The sequence below is a fragment of the Klebsiella sp. 141198 genome (assembly GCF_050600785.1).
Taxonomy (GTDB): domain Bacteria; phylum Pseudomonadota; class Gammaproteobacteria; order Enterobacterales; family Enterobacteriaceae; genus Klebsiella; species Klebsiella aerogenes.
Window position 1 is genome coordinate 307,679 of record NZ_JAQIRM010000001.1, and the last position, 22,570, is coordinate 330,248.

Genomic DNA, 22,570 nt, shown 5'->3' on the forward strand with positions numbered 1-22,570 from the left:
ATCCGGTATTTCCCCGCAGCAGGGGCTGAGGGGAGGTAGCCCGGATAAGGCGCAGCGCGCCGCTATCCGGGGCAGGGTAAGGCTTAAAAATCCATTTTCACCGTAAACTGCACTTCACGCGGGTCGCCAATCTGGTTGCCGAGATTATTGGTGCCGATTGACGAGGTATAATAGGTCTTATCGAACAAGTTCTTCACATTCACCTGTAGCGTTACCGGATACTGCAGCTTCATTTTGTAGGCCGCGAAGACGTCGGCCACCGCATAGCCCTGCAGATAATAATCCGCGCCGTTGGTGCCGGACCGTTTGCTGACCGCGTGGCCGCCGCCGCCAACGGTCAGGGTGTTGCTGTTATAGACGTTATGAATGTCATAGGTCAGGAACAGCGAACCGGTATGTTTTGGCACGTTCGGTAGCGGTTTACCGGCATAATCAGGGTCTTCCAGCACTTTGGCATCGGTATAGCCGTAGCTGGCGATGACGCTGAGGTTATCGGTGATCGAGCCCGCCAGATCCACCTCCACGCCGCGCGAGCGAACCTTACCCGCGGTCTTCGCCACCGTCTCGTCGCCGATACTTTCGGTATACAGCACGTTACGTTTATGAATATCAAATAACGCGATATTGGCGGTAATACCCTCTAACAGGTCGAATTTCGCGCCAACTTCGTAAGAGGTGGACTCTTCCGGCGGCAGTTCGCCGATATAGCTGGCAATCGACGACTGCGGCATAAATGACTGGGCGACGTTAGCAAACAGCGACACATTTGGCGTTACCTTGTAGACCAGGCCAGCCTTTGGCGTCCATTTCTCATCGCGGCTATCGGTATTGACGTTAAACGGACGGCCTTTACCGGCATACTGGGTGTAATACTGGTAGCGTACGCCGGCCACGGCAATCCAGTTATCGGTCAGGTACAGGGCGTCCTGCAGATAGGTCGCATAGCTCTCCTGCTTGATGCGCTGATCGCTATCGGCAGCGGAAACGGTATTACAGGTATCGAGAGTGCCGTAAACCGGATGATAAATATTAAAGCCTTTCACGTTCTTACAACGCAGCATATCGGTACGCAGCAGATCGTAATTCTCATAGGCGACGCCGGTCAGCAGTTCATTATAAAAGCCGCCGATCACCACGTTGCCTTGTAGATCGGCGCGGGTGGAATGCATCTTTTGCGTTGAGCCATGCGTGCCGTCGACCCGGCGGGTCAGGTTGCCGGTCGCAGAATCATAGGCCATTACCCTGGCCTGGTTATCGTTGTAGTGATCCTGGCTGTAGCTGTAATCAAAGCGCGCGGTCCAGGCGCTGTTAAGACGATACTCGGCGTTCAGTTGGGCAATATCGGAATAACCATCGGTGATATTAAAGGCTTCATCGAAACGGGTTTTACGGTCGACGTTGACCGCGTGGCCGGTATTGAGATCGAAAATCGTGCCGCGGTCAAAGGGGGCGCTGTAATCGCGATGTGAATACGAAGCGGTAATGGTCGCGCTATCGCCAAACCAGGTCAGGGAAGGGGCGATAAAGCTGCTTTTGTTCTTGCCGAAATTACGCCAGTAATCTTCATTTTGATATTCGCCGATCAGTCGATAGGCCAGATTTGTGCCTTCGATTGGCCCGGTCACGTCGAAGATACCCGTGCCGCCGCCAAAACTGCTGGAGGTGGCGGAAACCGAACCAGAGAACTGGCGCTCGGGGCGTTTGGTGACCACGTTTATCAGCCCGCCGGGGTCGAGAATGCCGTACAGCGTCGAGGCCGGGCCCTTCAGAACTTCAACCCGCTCGGTAGCGGCGTTAAAGCTGCGCGGTAGAACGGTACGCAGGCCGTTGGTCATGATAGAACCGTCGCGATTGGCGCCGAAGCCGCGGCGGGTAAACGCATCCTGGGTACCGCCGAGGGTATTGGTCTGCACCACGTTGGCGACGTTATACAATGCTTCATCCAGCGAGGTAGCGTGCTGATCTTCCAGCACCCGGTCGCTGACGGTATTCACCACCTGCGGAATATCCAGCAGCGGCATTGAAGTCAATGTCGCCGTGGACGAACTCAGCGGCTGATAACCGCTGGTGGCGTTCTGCTGGCGGCCGTCAGCCACTACGGTAATGGTGTCCTCCGCGTCCTTGGTATTCTTTGCCGCGTTATTTTCTGCGGCTATTAATCCCGGTGAGGCTAAAAAAAGAAGCGAAAAAAGCGCGCGCCCTTGCAATGTCCTGCAGGCGACATGGGATTGAGTCATTATCTGTTTCTCGTGAACGAATCTGCCTTTGCGGTCAGATAAAGCCAATTAAATCATTGCCCTGAAAATAAAACCTATCCGTTAAGCGTCTGAATGCGCCTTCAGATATGTAATTGAGAATCATTCAAACACGAAGAAATGTAGTAGTAAATGTTATGTAAGATAAAAAATCTTCGCAGAAGAAAAGCGCGATTTCGCAGCCTGTCGTAGGTAGTGAGATGCTTTTATTTTATTGATTATAAAAACTATTCATAAAATTTATTTTGTGTCGCCGCGGGGTAGTGAACGTAACGATAACAACATGAAGCACAGTATTGACTACTACATTCATCCCCTTCATGATCAAAAGAGAATGAGATTTATTTTGATTTGACTGCAGAACGTCGAGGGCTGATGCCGGAACGCTGCGGCGCAGGAGCGAGTTATGCCACAGCGGGTAAACCCTGCAGAAAAGGGGATCGTCCTGGAATCCCTGTCGGCCGGGTATGGCCAGACGCTTATCGTCGATGACATTAATCTGACGATCCCCAGCGGTAAAATGACGGTGCTTGCCGGGGCTAACGGGTCCGGCAAATCAACGCTGTTATCGACCATCGCCCGGATGCTAAAACCGCTTGGCGGCTGCGTCCGTCTGGATGGAAAGGCTATCCACGACATGCCGACCAAAACGGTTTCCCGCCAGTTGGGGATCCTGCCGCAATCGCCGCTGACGCCGGAAGGGCTTACGGTGTTCGAACTGGTATCGCGCGGGCGCTACCCGTGGCAGGGGCTGATGCGCCAGTGGTCTGAAGCCGATGAACAGGCGGTGGAAGAGGCGCTGCAATTAACCGGCACCGCCGAATTCGCCCATCTGCCGGTCGATAGCCTTTCCGGCGGTCAGCGTCAGCGCTGCTGGATAGCGATGGCGCTGGCGCAGCAGACGAAAACCATTTTACTGGATGAGCCCACCACCTGGCTCGACCTGCGCTATCAGGTCGATATTCTTGAACTTCTGCAGAGCCTGACCCGTCAGCATGGCCGCACGGTGGTAACGGTCCTTCACGACCTGAACTTTGCGGTGAACTACGCCGACCTGCTGGTATTTCTCAAAAAAGGGCGGATAGCCGGGACCATTTCAGAACACGAAATCTGCAGCCCTGAACTGATTAAAAACGTCTTTGATGTTGATGTGCAGATGTCAATCAATCCGCAAACCGGCAAACCTTTCTTTATGCCGTTTCGCGCAAGCCAGGCCGTTGCCCTATGAGCGCCGCCGTGCTGTACGCCACACGGCGTCGTACTCGTCCGCGGCTGGCGATGCTGCTGTTAGCTCTGCTACTTATCATCGGTTCGCTGATTCATCTTGGCTTAGGCGCCCGCTGGATCGCGCCGCAGACGGTCCTGCAGGCACTGCTCGAGTACGACCCGCGAAACTTCGATCACCGTATTATTGTTGATTTACGTCTGGTTCGGCTGGCAGCGGCGCTGTTGACCGGCGCGGCGCTTGGCGTTGCCGGGGTGCTGCTGCAGACGGTGATCCGCAACCCGCTTGGCGAGCCGCATATTCTTGGGCTCAACGCCGGCGCCTCGCTGGCGATGGTTGCGACCTCGGCGCTGGGCCTCTCTCTCGGCGATTTTCCAGCGGCACGCCCGCTAACCGCCGCCTGTGGCGCGGCGCTGCTGTTCGGCGGGGTAATGGCCCTGGCTTCTGCCGGCCGCGGCGGGGCGACGCCGCTGCGCATCACGCTATGCGGCGTGGCGATCTCGGCGTTTGCCTCGGCGGTGACGGCGGCGATTTTAATTCTTGATGAACAAACGCTGCTGGCGATGCGCACATGGCTTGCCGGCGATCTGGCCGGATTGAACTGGGCTACCCTACAGGCGGCGCTGGTGCCGGCGCTTTCTGGCATGGGACTGGCGCTGCTCCTCGCGCCACGTCTGAACGTGCTGGCGCTGGGCGATAAAGCGGCGCTGGGGCTGGGGGTGAATCTGGTGCAGACCCGGCTGCTGGGGCTGGCCGCTATTGCGCTGCTGTGCGGCGCGGCGGTGGCGGTGGCCGGGCCTGTTGGGTTTGTCGGGCTGGTGGTGCCGCACGTGGTGCGCCGTCTGATAACGCAAGATATTCGCCTGGCGTTACCGCTGGCGGCGCCGGTAGGGGCGCTGGTGCTGGTGCTGGCGGATATCGCCGCTCGTACCCTCGTCGCTCCGCAGGAACTGGCGACCGGCGCGATGACCGCGCTGGTGGGGGCGCCGCTATTTATTTTTATCGCCGCGAGGTTTTTTAAATGATACGCGCCGTTCATCGCGCTGGATTTCGGCCTCTGGGGTTCGCTTCAAGGCATCTGTTGCTGCGTCCGGCAGCATTGAAAATTGCCGCCTTCATGCTGCTCTTTTTGCTGGCGCTGGGGCTCTATAGCCTCAGCCGCGGCAGCTTTCCGCTGCCATCTTCGACATTGGCGCGTGCGCTGCTGGCGCCGGAGAAGCTTGGCGAGCAGCAACGTTTCATTCTGTTTGACATCCGCCTACCGCGAATTTTGATGGCGCTGCTCTGCGGCGCCATGCTTGGCCTGGCGGGAGCGGCAATGCAGAGCATTACCCGTAACGGCCTGGCGGACCCCGGCCTTATTGGCGTCAAAGAAGGGGCCAGCATTGTGGTGCTGGCGCTAATTCTGTTTTTTCCGGCCGTAGGGCTGGCGTGGCGGCCGCTGGCGGGAATGCTCGGCGGCGTGCTGGTGGCGCTGTTGGTGCTGGCGCTGGCGCGTGATTGTTCACGTCCGCGCTTTATTCTGATCGGCATCGGCGTGTCATGGACGCTGGCGGCGGCGGTTGGCATTTTTATGACCACCGCCGACGTACGCGATGTACAGACGGCGATGATCTGGCTCTCCGGCAGCCTGCACGCGGCGACCTGGCCGCTGCTGGCGGTGGCGTTTTGCTGGGCGCTGCCTGGCGCATTGATTCTGTTTTGCACCGCCCGCGCGGCGGATGTGGCGCTGCTGGGCGATCGTACTGCCATCGGTCTTGGCGTACGTTTGCCGCAGCTCACGCTGCTGCGTTTCTTCGCCCCCGTGCTGCTAACCTCTGCCAGCGTTTCCTGCGTTGGCAGTCTGGGTTTTGTCGGTCTGATGGCGCCACATATGGCGCGTTTCGTCCTGCGCGGCGGTCAGGTGGCGCTGCTCTGCGGCAGCGCGCTGATTGGCGCGTTGCTGGTGCTGGCAACCGATACGCTGGGGCGGCTGGCGTTTGCGCCGCTGCAGATCCCGGCGGGGATTGTCATTGCGTTGGTGGGGTGCCCATTTTTTATCGCTCTGCTTTGGCGTCGCCGTGATGCCCTGTAAATCAAAAAGGATTGTTATGCGTTGGTTCGTTTCTCTGCTGGTGCTGTGCGCGGGCGCTGCCGCGGCTGCCGATTCGCAAACCTTCACCGACGATTTAGGTCGTACGGTGAGCGTACCGCTGCATCCGCAGCGTATCGTTTCGATGCACGATCTCGATATTACCATCCCGCTAATTGAGCTTGGGGTACCGCCGGTGGCCAGCCATGGCCGCACGCGCCCGGACGGCAGCCACTACCTGCGTTCCAGCGCCCAACTGACCGGCGTCGATTTCGACAATAGCGAGATTCGCTTTATTGGCACCGCCGATATTGACCTTGAAGCGGTGGCCGCGGCGAAACCGGATCTGATTATTACCGAGCCCAGCCGCCATGTCTCGGTGGAGCAACTGGCGAAAATCGCGCCAACGGTCAGTATCGATCACCTGCAGGGCAGCGCGCCGCGGATTTACCGCAAACTGGCGCAGCTCACCGGCAGCCAGGCGCGGCTGGCGGTGCTTGAACGTCGTTATCAGGAACAAATTAAACAGCTAAAGGCCACGGTCGATCCGCAGCAGTACCGCGTGTCGGTGATTCAGGCGAATAACGGCAAGGTGACGGTACACTACTCCTATCACGCGCTGGGGCGAGTTCTGCGTGACGCCGGGTTCCGCTTCCCGCCGTTGATCGACAAGATCCCCGATGGCCAGCGGATCGACGTCAGCGCCGAACAGCTACCGGAGCTGGATGCCGATTTTGTTTTCGCGACCTGGCGTTCGGACACCGGCGGTAAGCCGCAGGATGAGCTAAAGGCCATGGAGGCGGTAATGCCCGGTTGGTGTGACTTCATGCGCGCCTGCCGAACTGGACGCTATATTTTGCTGCCGCGCGAAGAGGTTATTTCTAATTCGTACGCCGCATTGACGCTGATGGTTGCTCAGGTGCAGACGCACATCGCCGGGCGGCCGATTCCGGCGGGGGCGAAATGAAAGCGGGAGTGAAAAAAGAAAAGGGCAGAGTCGATCTGTTTGGCGAGCGTTTTCGCGCTCGCGCGCATCAGCTTTCGCCCCGTTTACGCGAAGTGGCAAACTACATCAATGATAATCGCGAGGTGGTACTGGAACGCACGGCGATGGAGATCGCCACCGCTACTCACACCTCCGATGCCACCGTGGTGAGGGCAATTCAGGCATTGGGTTTTGCCGGGCTACGCGAGTTAAAAGAGACCATGGCGCGCTGGTTCGGGCCGTCAGCGACCTCGTCGGAAAAGATGCGCTCGACGGTGGGGGCACTCTCCTGTGATGTCAATTCCAGCATCGATTTTGTGCTCGATGGGCATCAGCGCGCCTGTGAGGTGCTATCGCGTGCGGATAATCGCGCGGCGGTAGCCCAGGCGGTGGCGCTGCTGGGCGATGCGCGTCAGGTGGCGATATTTGGCATCGGGGCGTCGGGGATCCTCGCCGAGTACACCGCGCGTCTGTTTAATCGTATTGGCTTACCTGCCTGTACCCTCAACCGTACCGGCTTCAGTCTTGCTGAGCAGTTGATTAGCCTGCAGCGCGGCGACGTGCTGATTATGATGGGGCAAAAATCACCGCACCGGGAGGGCATGACCACATTGCGTGAGGCGCAGCGGCTGGGGATCCCAACGATATTACTCACCCAGGCGCTGGATTCGCGCTTCAGTCAACTGGCACAGGTGGTGATTGATGTTCCGCGGGGCGGCGATAACGGGCGGGTGCCGCTGCATGGCACGGTGCTGATTTGCCTTGAGATGATCGTGCTGTCCGTCGCCTCGACCGCGCCGCAAAAGACGGTCAAATCAATGAAGCGAATCAATGAATTGCATCGAGCCATCGGCAAATCAGGTGGTCAACGCGGTTGAACAAAAGATAATTCGCTATCCAGACGCTTTCCGGTTGCATGCTATGCTAAGTATGTGTATTTTTATGCAAAATAAATGCATAAAAAGGATGTCTCATGGTCAAGAATTTGCTCAAAGCGTGTTTCATGATGGCCGCGCTGGCGGCAGCCGGACAGGCGGCTGCGGAAACCTATACCGTCGGTTCCGGCGGCACCTACCGTCCCTTTGAATTCGAAAATAGCCAAAAGCAGCTGGAAGGCTTTGATATCGATATCATTAAAGCCATCGCCAGGGCCGAAGGTTTTGACGTGAAGCTGGTCAACACCCCTTGGGAGGGCATTTTCGCCACCCTGGGCACCGGCGATCGCGACATTATCATCTCGGGTATTACTATCACCGATAAACGCAAACAGATGGTGGATTTCTCCGCGCCGTACTTCCCGGCCGAACAGTCGATTGTGGTGCCGGAAGGTTCAAAAGTGAACTCACTGGCGGCGTTAAAAAACGAAAAAGTCGGCGTGGTGAACTCCAGCACCGGCGATATTGTGGTTTCGCAGGAACTGGGTAAAAACAGTACCTCCATTAAGCGCTTCGACAATACGCCGCTGATGCTGCAGGAGCTGTTTGAAGACGGCGTCAGCGCCGCGGTAGGCGACGTTGGGGTGGTTAAATACTACATCAAGCAGCACCCGGAAAAGCAGTTCAAGCTGGTGCCTGACGCTAAATTTGAGCGCCAGTATTTCGGCATCGCCGTCGCTAAAGGTAACAGTGAACTGCTGGGCAAAATCAACGCCGGTTTGCAGAAAATCGTTGCCGACGGCACCTACGCCAAAATCTATAAAACCTGGTTCGATGACAACGTGCCGACGCTGCCTGCGCAATAACACCAATTTTCAGTGACCGCGGCTGTCGCTCAGGCGATGGCCGTATTTTTTAGGGAAGGACTATGACGGGATTCCGTTGGGAGATCATCGAGGAGTATGGCCCGCTGTTTATGGACGGCGCCTTGATGACGATTAAATGTACCATTATCTGCGTGATCCTCGGGACGCTGTGGGGGTTAACGCTTGGACTGGGGCGGATGGCGAAGGCCGAGCACGGGCCATGGAAATATATTCTGCGTTATCTGGTGCAGTTTCCGGTGCGCTTCTACGTCAGCGCCTTCCGCGGTACGCCGCTGTTTGTGCAGATCATGGTGGTCCACTTTGCGCTGGTGCCGCTGTTTATTAACCCGCGCGACGGCCTGCTGGTCACCAGCGGAATAATGAGCGCCGATTTCGCCCGCGAACTGCGTTCTAACTACGGCGCGTTCCTCTCCTGTATCGTGGCGATTACCCTCAACGCCGGGGCCTACGTGTCGGAGATCTTCCGCGCCGGGATCCAGTCTATCGACAAAGGGCAGATGGAAGCCTCGCGCGCGCTGGGTATGCCGTGGTGGAAAACCATGCGTAAAGTGATCCTGCCGCAGGCATTTCGCCGCATTCTGCCGCCGCTTGGCAACAACGCTATCGCTATTGTTAAAGACTCATCGCTGGCCTCGGCTATCGGGCTTGCCGATCTGGCCTACGCGGCGCGAACCGTCTCCGGCGCTTACGCCACCTACTGGGAACCCTACCTGACTATCTCGCTGGTCTATTGGGTGATTACCTTCCTGCTGGCGCAGCTGGTTAACCGTCTGGAAAAGAGGTTTGGCAAAAGTGATTCACATTAATAATCTACATAAGCGCTTTGGCGATAGCCACGTGCTGCGCGGCATCAGTTGCGATATTAAACCACAGGAAGTGGTGTGCATTATCGGGCCCTCCGGCTCTGGCAAAAGTACCTTTTTGCGCTGTATGAATGCGCTGGAAACCGTGAGCGAAGGCGAAGTGGTGGTCAATGGTTTTGCCGCCCATGACCGGACGACCGACCTCAACAAGATGCGCGAAAGCGTGGGCATGGTGTTCCAGCGCTTCAACCTGTTCCCGCATATGACAGTGCTGGAAAACCTGCTGATGGCGCCGATGAATCTGCGCAATATGCCGCGCCAGCAGGCGGTCGACCTGGCGGATGCCTTGCTGGCGAAAGTGGGCCTCAGCGATAAGCGCGATGCCTGGCCTTCCAGCCTCTCCGGCGGTCAGCAGCAGCGGGTAGCGATTGCCCGCGCGCTGGCAATGAAGCCGTCGATCATGCTCTTTGATGAGCCCACCTCCGCGCTGGATCCGGAACTGGTAGGGGATGTGCTGGAAGTGATGAAAAATCTCGCCAGCGAAGGGATGACGATGGTTATCGTGACCCACGAAATGGGCTTTGCCCGCGAAGTGGCCGACCGGGTGATTTTCATCGATCAGGGCGTGATTCAGGAAGAGGGCAAACCGGCGCAGATCTTTAGCGCGCCGACCAATCCGCGCACCGCCGCCTTCCTCAGTAAGGTGCTGTAGCCATCAGCAAAACGGGCAGGTGGAGTCCCGCCTGCCCGTTATCAACAACCTCCGCTATTGCGCGGTCTCGGTAGCCTCTTCCATGTCTTCTTCCTGCTCATTGGCGAGCAGCGTTTTTTCATTCTTGCTAAGACACTGGATCAGCAGGAACAGCACGCCGCTGGCGAACAGGGTGATGATCAAACCGTCGTAGCCGGAGACGCCAATCAACAAGCCACTGACAATCGGCCCGGCCACGCTACCGGCGGACCAGAAAAAGCCAAACAGGGCGTTAATCATGATGAGCTTTTGCCCGCTAAAGGTTTTCCCCGCCCGCACCAGCGACAGGGTGTAAAGCGCGCCCGCCGCGGCGCCGAGCAGTAGGCAGATAGCCATCAGCTGTACGCGCGAGGCGAGCATAAACGGCAGCGCCAGTAGCGACAGGCTAAAGACAACCGCGCAGATAAGATGCACGCGACGGATGCCGAAGCGGTCGGCAACCCAGCCCAGCGGCGCCTGGAACATAGCGTCGCCGGTGAGGACGACGGTGACCAGCAGTACCGCCATCGTTTCATTTAAACCTTTATCGATGCCGTACAGCGGCAGTAGCGCGAGAATACTGGCGTCGAAGAAGGCAAAGCAGAATACCCCAGAGGCCAGCACCGGTAGAAACGCCCCCAGGCTGCGCCAGCTGGCGCGCTCGGCAAGGCTTTCGCGACTGCCGCGCGGCAGATGACGCAGCATTAGCAGGCAAACGGCGGTAATGGCGACAATGGCCATCAGCGCCGCGTGTTGCCAGGCGGGGCCGACGGAGATAAGCAGCGGGCCGGCGAGCTGGCAGCCGGTAAAGGCCGAGGCATAGATGCCGGTGAGAGTAGCGCGATTACTGCCCGCCGCGCCGCCGGTTATCCAGCTTTCCCCCAATACGATAATGACGCCGGAGGCGAGTCCGGTCAGCAGACGCGGCACCAGCAACAGCGTCATGTCGGTGGTCATGCAGGAGGCGATGGTCGCCAACGCCAGCAGGATCAGGCTAACGCTGAGCAACGCGCCCATTTCAAAACGACGGCACAGCGCGGGAGAAAGAAAAGAAGAGAGCATCATTCCAGCGGGCGGCAGCGCGGCCAGCAGGCCGACATAAAGCGGAGCAACTTGCTGCTGCGCCAGCTCGAGGCTGATTAATGGCACCGTATAGCCGGTGATAAATCCCACAAGTGAAGCGGCCATGATCATCGCCAGCGTGGGGGCCAGGCGATTCTGGTCTGGGTTAAACATTGTATTCCCGATAACGGAAGGTTGCAGGTGGATAATCCGGCAAGACGCCGACCAGTCTGCATGATAATTAATCAGCTGACGGAAGTCACCGCTGAAACAGCTACTATTTTTGATATCGATAAAACGATCCGCTGGTGAATAGACAAAAATCATCATCGCTGAAGTTGTCAGCCGCGGGGGCGAAAGGATATAACGAAGGGTGCCGCCTGGAAGCTGCAGGACGGGGACCACTCATTCAGTAATGGAAGGAACAGGACATGGCGGTATCGTCTTCACTGATTGCCGAAGCTATCGGCTGGCGTCGCGATTTTCATGCTCATCCGGAGCTCGGGTACCAGGAGCAGGAGACCTCGCGTCGGGTTGCCGGGCTACTGGCTTCGTTCGGCCTGCAGGTACATGTCGGGCTGGCAGGTACCGGGGTGGTCGCGACGCTTGAGAACGGCCCGGGGCCGGTGATTGGCCTGCGCGCCGATCTGGATGCGCTACCGATCGCTGAACAGGGGACGGTGGAATATCGTTCGCGTCGTGCTGGCGTGATGCATGCCTGCGGTCATGACGGCCACACCGCCATGCTGTTGGCTGCCGCCGCGCACCTTGCCCAGACCCGCAACTTTGGCGGCACCGTGCATTTTGTTTTTCAGCCGGCGGAGGAGAACCTCGGCGGCGCGCGCAAAATGGTGGAAGAGGGGTTGTTCGAGCGCTTCCCGATGGACGCCATTTACGCGTTGCACAACTGGCCAGGCTTGCCGCTGGGGCATGTGGCGGTGAATCCCGGGGCAATGATGGCCTCGCTTGACGCCTTCGAGATAACGCTCACCGGTAAAAGCTGTCATGCGGCGATGCCGGAGAGTGGCGCCGACCCTATCGTCGCCGCCGCCCAGCTGATTATGGCGCTGCAGACGATTCCGTCGCGCCGCCTGTCGCCGCAGGATTCCGCGGTGGTCAGCATTACCCAGATCAACGGCGGTGAGGCGATCAACGTGCTGCCGGACCGCGTGGTGCTGCGCGGGACTTTTCGCTGCCTGAGCAATACGGTGCGCGAGCGGGTAAAAAACCTGATTGAGCAGTACGTGCATACGCAGCCGCAGGTTTCCGACGTTGACGGTCAGATTTCGTGGTATCCGGGCTATCCGGTGACCAAAAATGATGCGCAACAGGCGCTGAAGGTGCGCGAGGTGGCGCAGGCCGAGCTCGGCGAAGCCGCGGTGCGCTGGCAGATCAATCCTTCCATGGCGTCGGAGGATTTTGCCTGCATGCTGGAAGTGTGTCCCGGCGCCTATTTCTGGATAGGCACAGACGGCGAAACGCCCTCCAGGCCGCTACACAATGCCAGCTACGATTTTAACGACGATCTGCTGGCGCCCGGCGTGGCGCTGTGGACGGCGCTGGTGGAATCACTGCTGCCTGCCGGGTAGGGCTAAGTTTTCGTGTGCCGCGGAAAGCGGGTCAAGGGTCTCCGGGCGCCAACATCTTGCAGTTAAAAAAGCCTCGATGGGAGTTCACTCAGCTAAATAACCCCCATCGATGGGATAAACGCCGCTGGTACAGAACGCCGCATTTTCTGACAGCAAAAACAGTATGAAGTCTGCTATTTCTTGCATTTTTGCCATCCTCTTCATTGGGTGGCTATTGGCGAAACTACGTACGATATTGTCAGGGAATTCACTCATTCGTGGCGTTTGGACGTAGCCCGGAGCGACGGCATTGATTCGAATACCTTGCGTTGCAAACTCTAATGCTGCGGTTTGGGTCAAACCGATGATACCGTGTTTAGCGACGGTGTAAGGCGCTAATCCTGGAATGCCAACCAGACCATTGACTGCAGATAAATTAACGATAGAACCGCCAGATTTTATCATCTCAGGTATTTCGTATTTTAGGCAGTAAAAAACGCCGCTCAATGAAGTGGCAATAACTTTTTCCCAGTTTTCAACCGTCTGCTCTGTTATATTTTTACCATGCTCACCTGTTATGCCCGCATTATTTACAGCATAATCAAGTCTGCCGAAATGTTTGATAACATCAGCAATCATTTTCTCTACTTGTTCAGGTTGCGACACATCGCATCCGATCCCCAGCGCCTGTTGCCCCTGTGAAGATAATTGTTTCGCTTTTTGGATGGCCTGCTCTGGCGAGCGGGAGACAATAACGACCTTAGCACCATGTTGGTGTAATTGCTCTGCGACTGCCTCACCTATCCCTGTAGTACTTCCTGTGATGACAGCAACTTTATTCTGGAAATTCATCATTCCCCCTATGACGTAGAATTGAGTCTTTCATCTGGGGGAGTATACAAAATCGCTGTGACAGTTTTTGTCAGTACTCTTTCTCCTCGTCGATCCCTTCTTTTATTCTCCATTTTTTCAATAAAGCCATCCGGCTTTCCCTGTACATAGAGTCCAGTTGTGCCATCTCTGAAATTTTGTCAGTTCTAAAGTGACGAAAATCATTTCTCATTTCACACCATGCAACCAAAAGCCAACATGACTGCATATATGCCAATCCAATGGGCCATATCACGCGAGAAGAGTAAGCGCCTTTCTTGTCACAATATTTTATTTGGACCCTCCTTTGCTTTTTAATAGCATCGCGAATGTTTTTGAAAAATACCTCATTGCTCTCGGAAGGACCGATCACATAGGATTGGCTTTCAATAAGATTTTTTAATTCGTCAGGAATGACGGCGTGTATTTTGGCAAGCGCATTCCTTGCTACGTTTTTGAAATCATCATCCGTGCTATGAGATACCCAGTTTAGCCCAAGGGTAATGGCATTGATTTCTTCATGAGAAAGATTTAAGGGCGGCAAATGAAAATCGGACTTAACGATATAACCCATTCCGGCCCCACCTTCAATGCGAACCCCTTGATGCTGTAGCGTTTTTATATCTCTATAAAGCGAGCGCACGCTTATTTCTAATCTTTCTGAGAGCGTGGATGCCGTGATGGGATATCTTTGCGCCCTTAATATCTGTAGTAACTCGAGAAGCCTCTCTGTTCTGGTCATATTGATAAATCCATCCTGATACTGCGAAAAAATCTTAAACCTAAAGTTTCCCGTTCATGCGCAGCGCATCAACAACGAGTGAGAAGGCAGGGGAAGGCTGTTTGCGGCTGGGATAATAAAGATAGTAGCCCGGAAAAGGATGACACCAGGACTCAAGCACCCGCACGAGACGACCTTCTCTGATGTGTGAGCCGAATTCCTCTTCAGGTAAAAAGGCGATGCCTAACCCGGCCAGGGCGGCGTCGACAACATGATCCGACGTGTTAAACGTCAACTGTCCATTAACCCGGACCTTCAACTCTCCTCCCTCGCGATCGAATTCCCAGACATAAATCCCGCCGGAGCGGACCATGCGCATATTAATACACTGATGCTGCGTCAGATCATGAGGCGTTTTCGGCACCGGGTATCGTGCGAAATAATCTGGCGAGGCGGCTGCTGCCATGCGCAGTTTCGGGCCGATTGGCATCGCTATCATATCTTTATCAATCGTATCGCCAAGCCGCACGCCCGCATCAAACCGATCCGCCACGATATCCCGGAATCCGTGATTAGCATCGAACTCAATATGAATATCCGGATATTCGCGGAGCAGCGGCGCAAGCTTGGGCAGCAGGGTCGTTTTCAGCACGTTCGGCCCGCAGGTGATTCGGACGGTGCCTGCAGGTTTGTCCCGCAGTTCAGTCAGCATGTCCAGCTCAGCCTCTATCTCGTCAATACGATGGCCCACCGATTGCAACAGCCGCTCGCCGGCGGCCGTCGGGGATACACTGCGGGTGGTCCGCGTCAGCAGGCGGATTTGCATCCGCTCTTCCAGCCCGGAAATCGCCTGGCTCAGCGCAGGCTGGGTCACGCCAAGCTGCGCGGCGGCACGCGTGAAGCTGCCTTCCCGCGCCACGGTGACGAAAGAGAGTAAATCGTTGAGGTTGCGTCTTGCCATGTTGGTTTCCAGGCTATTTATAAATTTTACTTATAAAGCTATTAAGCATTCATTAGCTAGTTTCACCGCTGCCTATTGGTAACAATAATGCGATGAAAAAGTCAACGCTAAACGAGATGGAAAATGCTCACCGTAAAACGACACGGCTGATGCTCCTCCTTGCCGGATTCAGGAGCGTGGATTGAGCCATCGAGCCTTCCATATCCATCGTTCTCTTTAACTCACGCGCTTATCCCCCACGTCGCCGTTTCAGGAGGGGGAGGGCATCGCATTATCAACAGAAAAGAAAGGCTAAATGCGTAATCAGAAAACTGAAACCAGAAATCAGAACGGAATCAGTGAAAAACAACAGGCTCACTGGGGCGGCGTGTTTGCTATGACGCTGTGCGTCTTCGCCCTGATCGCCTCCGAGTTTATGCCGGTCAGCCTCCTGACATCGATGGCGCAGTCCCTGAAAGTCACCGAAGGCATGGCCGGGCAGGGGATCGCCATTTCCGGCGCGTTTGCGGTGGTGACCAGCCTGTTTATTTCCCGACTGGCAGGCACGCTTAACCGGAAAAACCTGCTGCTTGGCCTGACGTGCATCATGGCACTTTCGGGGGGCGTCATTGCGATGGCACCTAATTACCTGACCTATATGACCGGCCGGGCCCTGATTGGCATCGTAGTCGGCGGGTTCTGGTCGATGTCGGCGGCGACAGCGATGCGTCTGGTGCCGGTGCACCGTGTTCCGCTGGCGCTGGCCATTTTTAACAGCGGCAACGCGCTGGCAACCGTTGTGGCCGCGCCTCTGGGCAGCTGGCTGGGTTCCGTCATCGGCTGGCGGGGAGCCTTTTTGTGCCTGTTACCCGTCGCCATCGTGGCGTTTATCTGGCAACTACTCAGCCTGCCCTCGATGCCGGTTACCCGCCAGCCAGCGGGGGCCGGCAACGTCTTTGCACTGTTACGCCGTCGAGTGGTCACGCTGGGCATGCTGGGTGTGGGGATCTTCTTTATGGGACAGTTCACGCTTTTTACCTATATCCGGCCTTTCCTTGAGACGGTCACAAAGGTGGACGCCTCAGCGGTGACCCTCATCCTGCTGGTCATCGGGATGGCGGGTTTCATCGGCACCACGCTGATTGGCCGGGTATTGAAGCGCGGATTCTACCCGACGCTAATGGCCATTCCCGTGCTGATGGCGACCGTCGCGCTGGCCCTGATCGCGTTTGGCAGCCAGGCGGCCATCGTGACGGCCTTGCTCGGGCTGTGGGGGTTTATTTCAACTGCCGCGCCCGTGGGATGGTGGGCATGGGTTCCACGCACGTTCCCGCAGAATGCCGAAGCGGGCGGCGGGCTGATGGTGGCGATGGTGCAATTGTCCATTGCGCTGGGATCCACCGTGGGGGGCGTACTGTTCGACCATCATGGCTACCAGAGCACCTTCCTGGCCAGCGCCGCGATGTTGATTATCGCAACCGTACTGATTTTCCTGACCTCACGTGCAGACGCCTCTGCCGATGGTCTTTCATCACACTCGTCCTGACAAGGAAACTATCATGAATAAATTTGCGTTAGCCCTGGGAATGTTCATCAGCGCATTTGCCGCCTCGGCGGCGGATATGTCCAGAGGCGCTGATAACTTTTATAAAAGCGAAAAAGTGACGCAGCAGAAAGTCACTTTTAAAAATCAGTATCAAATGAACGTGGTCGGCAATCTGTTTATGCCGAAAACGATAAATCATAACGCCAAAAACCCGGCGATCGTCGTAGGTCATCCAATGGGCGCGGTCAAGGAACAAAGCGCAAACCTATACGCGCAGAAGCTGGCGGAGCAGGGGTTTGTTACGCTGGCGATCGATCTCTCGTTCTGGGGAGAAAGCGAAGGCAAGCCGGGGCACCTGATTTCACCGGAAATCTACGCGGATGATTTCAGCGCGGCGGTGGATTACCTCAGTACACAATCGTTTATTGATCCAGAAAATATCGGCGTGCTGGGCATCTGCGGCAGCGGAAGTTTTGTCATCAGCGCCGCGAAAATTGACCCGCGTATGAAAGCTATCGCCACCGTCAGCATGTATAACATGGGCGCCGCGTTTCGTAACGGCCTTAACCACTCCCAGACGCTGGAACAGCGTAAGGCCTTTATCCAGTCGGCCATTGAGCAGCGGTTTGCCGAATTCAAAGGAGGAGAGAAAACTTATATTCCGGGCACTGTGAATAAGCTGGACGCTTCCACGCCGGAAATTCAGCGCGAGTTCTTTGATTTCTACCGTACCGAACGCGGCGGTTATACCCCGCAGGGCGAGGAAGAGGAACTGACGACAAAACCGATGCTGAGCAGTATCGGTAAGTTTATGAACTTCTACCCGTTCAATGATATTGAAACCATTTCGCCGCGTCCGATGCTCTTTATTACCGGTGACCAGGCCCATTCAAAAGAGTTCAGCGAGGACGCTTTTAAGCGCGCCGGTCAACCTAAAGAGCTGTATGTCGTTCCGGGGGCAGGGCACGTCGATCTGTATGACCGCACGGACGTGATCCCCTTCGACAAGCTGACGAACTTTTTCCGCAATAATCTTAAATAACGCGTGGTAATGGGTTGTATTAACAGCTACCGGCCTTCGGGTCGGTAGTGGGGCGTAATTTGCTCAAAAGGACAAAATGCTGCCGCATCACTGAGAGTTCAAATGTCTGTGTAGTGCCACAGGCGGAGGCTGCAATATATTCCGCTTTCGGCATGAATCAGACTGAGGTAACGTAGCGAAAATATTTTTCTGGACTCAATCACGATGCCTTCCATCGAAACGTTTATAACTTTCCTTCTCGCGCTGACGCTGCTGGAGATTTCTCCTGGGCCAGACATGATGCTGACTATCGCCAGAGGTGTCGGTCAGGGAAGACGTATTGCGCTGCTTACGGTCCTGGGCAATGTATTTGTAGCAGGTTTTGTGCAAGTTTCTTTTCTTGTCCTCGGGCTGGTAACCGTTGTTCATGCCTGGCCGGTTGCGCTGGATCTGTTACGGTGGGTCGGTGCGGCTTATCTGATGTGGCTGGGCATAAAAATGATTGCGACTTCAGGTACTGATACGCGGCTGCGAAAAACGGCAAAAATTTCTGACTGGAATGCCGTTAAGGAAGGCGCTCTGAACAGCCTGACTAACCCAAAATCCCTGCTGTTCATGTTTGCTTTTCTTCCTCAATTTGTTGATCCCGCAGCGGGTCCAGTTTGGCTGCAATTGCTTGTCCTTGGCAGTATCCAAAAGCTGGCAGGAATCGTGTCTCTGGGGTCAGTCGCGATGGCATCAGGCACATTTGGAAACTGGCTAGGTAAACACCCAGGCGTTATCAAATGGCAGGAACGATTTACAGGTGTTGTCATGATTGGCCTGGGTATCCGCATGTTGTTTAGCGGGTCCGGCATAGTATCAAAATCTATCCGTTAGGTTATACAGAACCGGTAAATCCGGTGTGCGCTTCTCACTCAGACTGGATCTTAAATTCAGTTGGTTGGTTTGCTTTGTACCAGGAGCGAACAGTTTAGTTCTGGAGCATCATTTTTATTGACCGATTGCCGATAGTGATGCGTACAAATGATTTATTGTGGGAAGACGGCATTGTTGATTTTATGTTAATGCTATAGGCTGGCTGCAATTTATACTAATAAACCAGACTATGTAACCTGACTAATCAAGGGGATATAATGATTTTTCAGCAGGCACCTCAACTAGAGACTGAGCGCTTAATTCTAAAACATTTCACGTTAGAGGATTTTTCCGCTCTTCAGGCATGCTGGGCTGATCCAGAAATGGTTAAGATAAATGGCGGAGAAGTTCCCACGGCAGAAGCAGTATGGGCCCGCTTGTTACGTTACATAGGTCACTGGCAAGCTTTAGGTTATGGATACTGGGCTGTTTTTGAAAAAGCAACACATCTTTATATTGGCGCGTTTGGGTTTCAGGATGCGCATCGCAATACTGAGCCAACATATAAAATATCCAGAAGCGGGATGGACAATCATCGCTGAAATGCGCGGAAAGGGTTACGCCAATGAAGCATTGGCAGCGATTTTAGGTTGGGCAGACCAGACATTTACCTCCCCGGTATGCTGTATTATTGCGGAAGAAAACCAACGTTCAAATTATTTAGCTGAGCGATTTGGTTTTCAATACCAGAGTCATGTTACATACCGTAATAAAAAGGTACGCCTGCTAATTCGTCCGAAATTCGCTATTCAGTCTTAATAAACGTTTGCTCGTCCGCTCTATGCCAGGAGTGGAAATTGGCTATTGGCTGAGTAGAAAGCAGCCGTGATGTGTTTTCATTAACGCTGGTTACGTTAGAATAGCCTCGATAAAAACGAGAGAACTGGAGTAAAAATGTTTGCTGATTTTGGTATCGTGAATTTCTGGACGTATCTGCTTGGTGCGACACTGATAGTGCTTGCTCCTGGCCCTGAGACCATGTTCGTGATCAAAACAAGCATTACGAGCGGCGTCAAACGAGGCTTTGCTGCAATATTTTCCATTCTGATGAGTGACGTACTTCTGGTTCTGCTGGCATGGTGTGGGCTGGCTGCAGTCATAAGCTCAACTCCAGCCTTATTTAACGCCATCAAATACGCAGGTGCTGCCTATCTTTTCTATCTCGGTGTCCAGACGATACGCGCTATCTTTAAGCCCACTGTCGAAGCGAGTGAGGAAAAGAAATCTTCAGCTGATGCTAAGGGGATCATAGGGCGTGGAATGCTGGTTACGCTACTGAATCCAAAGACACTGCTGTTCTATATCTCTTTCTTCGCCCAGTTCATCAATGTTCAGGCTGAACATTCCTGGGTGGCGTTTATTATTCTTGCTGCGGTGATGTTCTCGATTACTCTCGTCTATTTCGGTTTCCTTGTTTTCTGCGGCTCTTATCTGCTAAGCCGTTTGAAAGGCAACCGTAGATTATCAACCATTGGAAACGCGCTGGTGGGTATGTTCTTCATCGGATTTGCCGCACGACTCGCAAGCGCAACATCCTAACTAGACAGCTAAACCGTCTCACCGCGGTTTTTTTACGTTCTTACGCCGGATGGGACGACCGCTGTTCGCTCACAGCAAACCTCGCAATGCTTCAGGCGGTCCGCTTAGTGCCAGGAACGGACGTTTATGAAAAGGGTGATAGATAAACATCAGCAATTTTCTCTCCGATTACAGCACCTCAACCACTTCGAATTCTTCTGCGATCAACTCCATATCCTCAGAAAAATGACCTTCACGGATGAAAAATCGCTGATGCTCTTTCTTCCAGTATTCAAGACTTAAATCGCCTTCACCCTCTTTGCGAGCGAACTCCTCATTAATATCGCAAAAACGCACCAATTGTAGCGAAACCAGCCGGATCACGCATACCGGGACATTCTGTCCATCAAGAATTATGTTATAGCTGCCAATCCTCGGAGCAGATTCTTCCTGTTGGTAAGAGGCAAAAGATCCACAAGAGGCCGTTTTGATTCCTTTTTTAATAAGGTTAGCAAGCTCGCTTGCCAGTTCTGGACTGTCTCCCATTTGCCAGGCCCCTGCGCCTGGATATTTCATTTCTATTTCCTTAAGCTTAACCATTAATGCATCTGCCTAATCGTTGATGAAAAAAGTAATAATAGTATTAGCATTAATGGGTTCACCATTAACAGTAATACGTTACCTCAGATAGTGTGGTTTGCTCTTCGCTCAGACTGGAGCTTAAACTCAGTTGGTTCATCCGCGCAGTGCCAAAAATTGCCCCTGACTGCTTGTTAACCGCTCCTTCTATAGTATGGATATTTTCTGTACATCAAGATACATTGAGATAGCTATTTAATGGCTTAAACAGTAATAGACACTAAGTTCAGGAAGGAAAAGTGCTGATGCCAATACCTATACTCTATACAGAACGCTTACTGTTAAAACCATTATCCTCAGAAGATGCCTCACAAATTCAGATACTTTATCCTCGCTGGGAGATTGTTCGGTACATGGTCTCATCAGTACCGTGGCCCTATCCGGATAATGGCGCCGAGAATTATGTCAATAACGTTGCCTTGCCTGATATAGCAAACGGAATCGCTTGGATCTGGACTATTAGGCATCGTGAAACACCTGACAACATGGTAGGTTTAATCTGTCTTTATGATGTTGAGGATAACAACCGAGGATTTTGGTTAGCACCGGAGCATCAGGGCAAAGGTTTTATGCGTGAGGCCTGTAACGCAGCTACAGATTATTGGTTCAATTCCTTAAATAAGACTATATTGCGTGCGCCGAAAGCGGCTCTCAATAACCGCTCCAAACGTATCTCACAAAGCAGTGGCATGAGGCTCATTAGGACTGAAAAGAAAGCATATGTCAGCGGTCTGCTAGATTCCGAGCTATGGGAAATCACACGTGATGAATGGAATGCTCGTAAAGGTGGCTGATAAGCTGATGGTATGTCCGCTAAGCGCTCCCAGCGGACCTCCAGCTTCGTTAACACGTCCGCTCCGTGCCAAAAGCGGAAGTTAACTACGGATAAAATTCAGCGCCCCACACCCAGAGCCGCTGCATAACGGCAATAAGCTACACTTGTTCATTATTTCCACAACAGGAAAGCCTTCCGCTGCTTCAACGGTGTGTGTTTGACATCGCGCAGTTGGGACATTTTGATCAACAACGAGCATGGCCAGCTAACGATGAAATTGCTACTTGTTCGACACGCAGAAACAGAGTGGAATTTGGAAGGAATTATTCAGGGGCACAGCGATAGCTCCTTGACCTGTCGGGGCTTGCGTGAAACATCCGTCCTACTAGCAGCGTTTAGTGCAAGTGAGTATCAAATAGAGCGTGTTTACGCTTCTCCGCTTGGACGTGCCTGGCAAATGGGGCAAAGCCTGGCTGAACACTTTCACTGTTCACTGACGGCTGAACCGGCCCTTAAAGAGCAGGCCTTTGGTCAGTTTGAAGGTATGCCGTTAGAACTACTCAGACAAAAACATCCAAACTATGCAAATGCATTATTCAGGCTTGATGCAGAGTATTGTCCACCAGGGGGGGAGTCACTGGCGCATGCTTCTCAGCGAGTTATGCGTTTTTTACAAAACCTGGAAGATACCTCATCACATCAACAAACAATATGTATTGTGTCTCACGGGCATGTCAGTCAGGGCACTCTCGCAATTCTTAAAGAAGGGACTGTTAATAGTTTCCCTCGCTATGCTCATCCCAATGCAAGTTATTCTGTTATCGACCTGATTAATGGAAAATGTATTGGCCTAAAGTGGGGGATTGCTACACATTTACGTCACCTGAATTAGTGGCTACCTTCCAGACATTGAAAACCCATCCTGCCAGAGTCATCATTATTTAAGCACAATGTCCGCTCCTCGCTCATAGCGGACCTCCAGCTCATTAACTTACCCGCGTTGTGCCGGGAGTGCGCATCGCAAACTCATGCTCTTCTGATGACGTAGGTACTTAAAATGATTGTCCAGCTATTGAAACCTGACTTTTTCACACTGACACAATCAATGATTCCAGCCTAATTTAGCTAATGGCATAATCAGGCTGGCGAAAGTGAGGGTGA

Annotated in this window: 19 protein-coding genes and 3 pseudogenes; 16 read left to right on the plus strand and 6 right to left on the minus strand. The window is 54.1% G+C overall.

What is annotated here, in order from left to right; all coding sequences use genetic code 11:
* Positions 1 to 83 precede the first annotated feature (83 nt).
* Positions 84 to 2,156: a TonB-dependent siderophore receptor gene (locus PGR10_RS01515; RefSeq protein WP_430923095.1), complete on the minus strand. Its 2,073-nt coding sequence runs from the start codon at positions 2,154 to 2,156 to the stop codon at positions 84 to 86.
* 505 nt (positions 2,157 to 2,661) lie between these two features.
* Between PGR10_RS01515 and PGR10_RS01520 the strand changes: the two genes are divergently transcribed.
* From PGR10_RS01520 to PGR10_RS01555, 8 genes and pseudogenes are all read left to right on the plus strand, one after another.
* Positions 2,662 to 3,483, plus strand: a complete 822-nt coding sequence (locus PGR10_RS01520) for an ABC transporter ATP-binding protein (protein ID WP_430922797.1) — start codon at positions 2,662 to 2,664, stop codon at positions 3,481 to 3,483.
* Entirely contained in the window at positions 3,480 to 4,505 is a 1,026-nt protein-coding gene (locus PGR10_RS01525; RefSeq protein WP_113374124.1) for a FecCD family ABC transporter permease, read from the plus strand. The genes PGR10_RS01520 and PGR10_RS01525 overlap by 4 nt, the downstream gene beginning before the upstream one ends.
* A complete protein-coding gene (locus PGR10_RS01530; RefSeq protein WP_430922798.1) occupies positions 4,502 to 5,554 on the plus strand; it encodes a FecCD family ABC transporter permease in 1,053 nt (350 codons plus the stop codon). Before PGR10_RS01525 ends, PGR10_RS01530 begins: the two co-directional genes overlap by 4 nt.
* Positions 5,555 to 5,565: 11 nt before the next feature.
* A pseudogene (locus tag PGR10_RS01535) lies at positions 5,566 to 6,518 on the plus strand (iron-siderophore ABC transporter substrate-binding protein).
* Positions 6,463 to 7,414, plus strand: a pseudogene (locus PGR10_RS01540) (MurR/RpiR family transcriptional regulator). The pseudogenes PGR10_RS01535 and PGR10_RS01540 overlap by 56 nt, the downstream one beginning before the upstream one ends.
* Positions 7,415 to 7,509: 95 nt before the next feature.
* A complete protein-coding gene (locus PGR10_RS01545) occupies positions 7,510 to 8,277 on the plus strand; it encodes a basic amino acid ABC transporter substrate-binding protein (protein ID WP_020079063.1) in 768 nt (255 codons plus the stop codon).
* A gap of 62 nt (positions 8,278 to 8,339) precedes the next feature.
* Complete coding sequence (locus PGR10_RS01550; protein WP_020079062.1) at positions 8,340 to 9,104, plus strand: amino acid ABC transporter permease; 765 nt, start codon at positions 8,340 to 8,342, stop codon at positions 9,102 to 9,104.
* Positions 9,091 to 9,813, plus strand: a complete 723-nt coding sequence (locus tag PGR10_RS01555; RefSeq protein WP_032715551.1) for an amino acid ABC transporter ATP-binding protein — start codon at positions 9,091 to 9,093, stop codon at positions 9,811 to 9,813. The genes PGR10_RS01550 and PGR10_RS01555 overlap by 14 nt, the downstream gene beginning before the upstream one ends.
* A gap of 54 nt (positions 9,814 to 9,867) precedes the next feature.
* On the opposite strand, the gene PGR10_RS01560 is transcribed toward PGR10_RS01555, so the two are convergent.
* Positions 9,868 to 11,067 carry an MFS transporter gene (locus PGR10_RS01560; protein ID WP_042896330.1) on the minus strand — a complete coding sequence of 400 codons (1,200 nt, stop codon included), beginning with the start codon at positions 11,065 to 11,067 and terminating at the stop codon, positions 9,868 to 9,870.
* Positions 11,068 to 11,324: 257 nt separating this feature from the next.
* On the opposite strand from PGR10_RS01560, the gene PGR10_RS01565 reads away from it, so the two are divergent.
* A complete protein-coding gene (locus PGR10_RS01565) occupies positions 11,325 to 12,482 on the plus strand; it encodes a M20 aminoacylase family protein (protein WP_072382968.1) in 1,158 nt (385 codons plus the stop codon).
* 84 nt (positions 12,483 to 12,566) lie between these two features.
* On the opposite strand, the gene PGR10_RS01570 is transcribed toward PGR10_RS01565, so the two are convergent.
* From PGR10_RS01570 to PGR10_RS01580, 3 genes are all read right to left on the minus strand, one after another.
* Positions 12,567 to 13,313, minus strand: coding sequence for an SDR family NAD(P)-dependent oxidoreductase (locus tag PGR10_RS01570; RefSeq protein WP_430923097.1), 747 nt, complete (start codon positions 13,311 to 13,313; stop codon positions 12,567 to 12,569).
* Between the two features lie 70 nt (positions 13,314 to 13,383).
* Positions 13,384 to 14,073: a helix-turn-helix transcriptional regulator gene (locus tag PGR10_RS01575; protein ID WP_430922799.1), complete on the minus strand. Its 690-nt coding sequence runs from the start codon at positions 14,071 to 14,073 to the stop codon at positions 13,384 to 13,386.
* Positions 14,074 to 14,113: 40 nt separating this feature from the next.
* Positions 14,114 to 15,013: a LysR family transcriptional regulator gene (locus PGR10_RS01580; RefSeq protein WP_101705696.1), complete on the minus strand. Its 900-nt coding sequence runs from the start codon at positions 15,011 to 15,013 to the stop codon at positions 14,114 to 14,116.
* A 295-nt stretch (positions 15,014 to 15,308) separates the two neighbouring features.
* Between PGR10_RS01580 and PGR10_RS01585 the strand changes: the two genes are divergently transcribed.
* From PGR10_RS01585 to leuE, 5 genes and pseudogenes are all read left to right on the plus strand, one after another.
* Positions 15,309 to 16,538, plus strand: coding sequence for an MFS transporter (locus PGR10_RS01585; protein ID WP_430922800.1), 1,230 nt, complete (start codon positions 15,309 to 15,311; stop codon positions 16,536 to 16,538).
* A gap of 13 nt (positions 16,539 to 16,551) precedes the next feature.
* On the plus strand, positions 16,552 to 17,580 hold the full coding sequence (locus tag PGR10_RS01590; RefSeq protein WP_430922801.1) for an alpha/beta hydrolase: 1,029 nt from the start codon (positions 16,552 to 16,554) through the stop codon (positions 17,578 to 17,580).
* A gap of 204 nt (positions 17,581 to 17,784) precedes the next feature.
* Positions 17,785 to 18,438, plus strand: coding sequence for a LysE family translocator (locus PGR10_RS01595; RefSeq protein ID WP_015366973.1), 654 nt, complete (start codon positions 17,785 to 17,787; stop codon positions 18,436 to 18,438).
* Positions 18,439 to 18,695: 257 nt separating this feature from the next.
* Positions 18,696 to 19,236 (plus strand): annotated as a pseudogene (locus tag PGR10_RS01600) (GNAT family N-acetyltransferase).
* Positions 19,237 to 19,371: 135 nt separating this feature from the next.
* Complete coding sequence (gene leuE, locus PGR10_RS01605) at positions 19,372 to 20,016, plus strand: leucine efflux protein LeuE (protein WP_430922802.1); 645 nt, start codon at positions 19,372 to 19,374, stop codon at positions 20,014 to 20,016.
* A 168-nt stretch (positions 20,017 to 20,184) separates the two neighbouring features.
* Here the strand turns inward: leuE and PGR10_RS01610 are convergent, their stop codons facing one another.
* Positions 20,185 to 20,541, minus strand: coding sequence for an ASCH domain-containing protein (locus PGR10_RS01610; protein WP_161798772.1), 357 nt, complete (start codon positions 20,539 to 20,541; stop codon positions 20,185 to 20,187).
* 338 nt (positions 20,542 to 20,879) lie between these two features.
* Here PGR10_RS01610 and PGR10_RS01615 point away from each other — a divergent pair, with 338 nt between their 5' ends.
* Both PGR10_RS01615 and PGR10_RS01620 read left to right on the plus strand, forming a co-directional pair.
* The gene (locus tag PGR10_RS01615; protein WP_015705173.1) at positions 20,880 to 21,428 is read left to right on the plus strand and encodes a GNAT family N-acetyltransferase; all 549 of its coding nucleotides are present in this window, start codon (positions 20,880 to 20,882) and stop codon (positions 21,426 to 21,428) included.
* 252 nt (positions 21,429 to 21,680) lie between these two features.
* A complete protein-coding gene (locus tag PGR10_RS01620; RefSeq protein WP_113375037.1) occupies positions 21,681 to 22,301 on the plus strand; it encodes a histidine phosphatase family protein in 621 nt (206 codons plus the stop codon).
* The last annotated feature ends 269 nt before the right edge of the window (positions 22,302 to 22,570 follow it).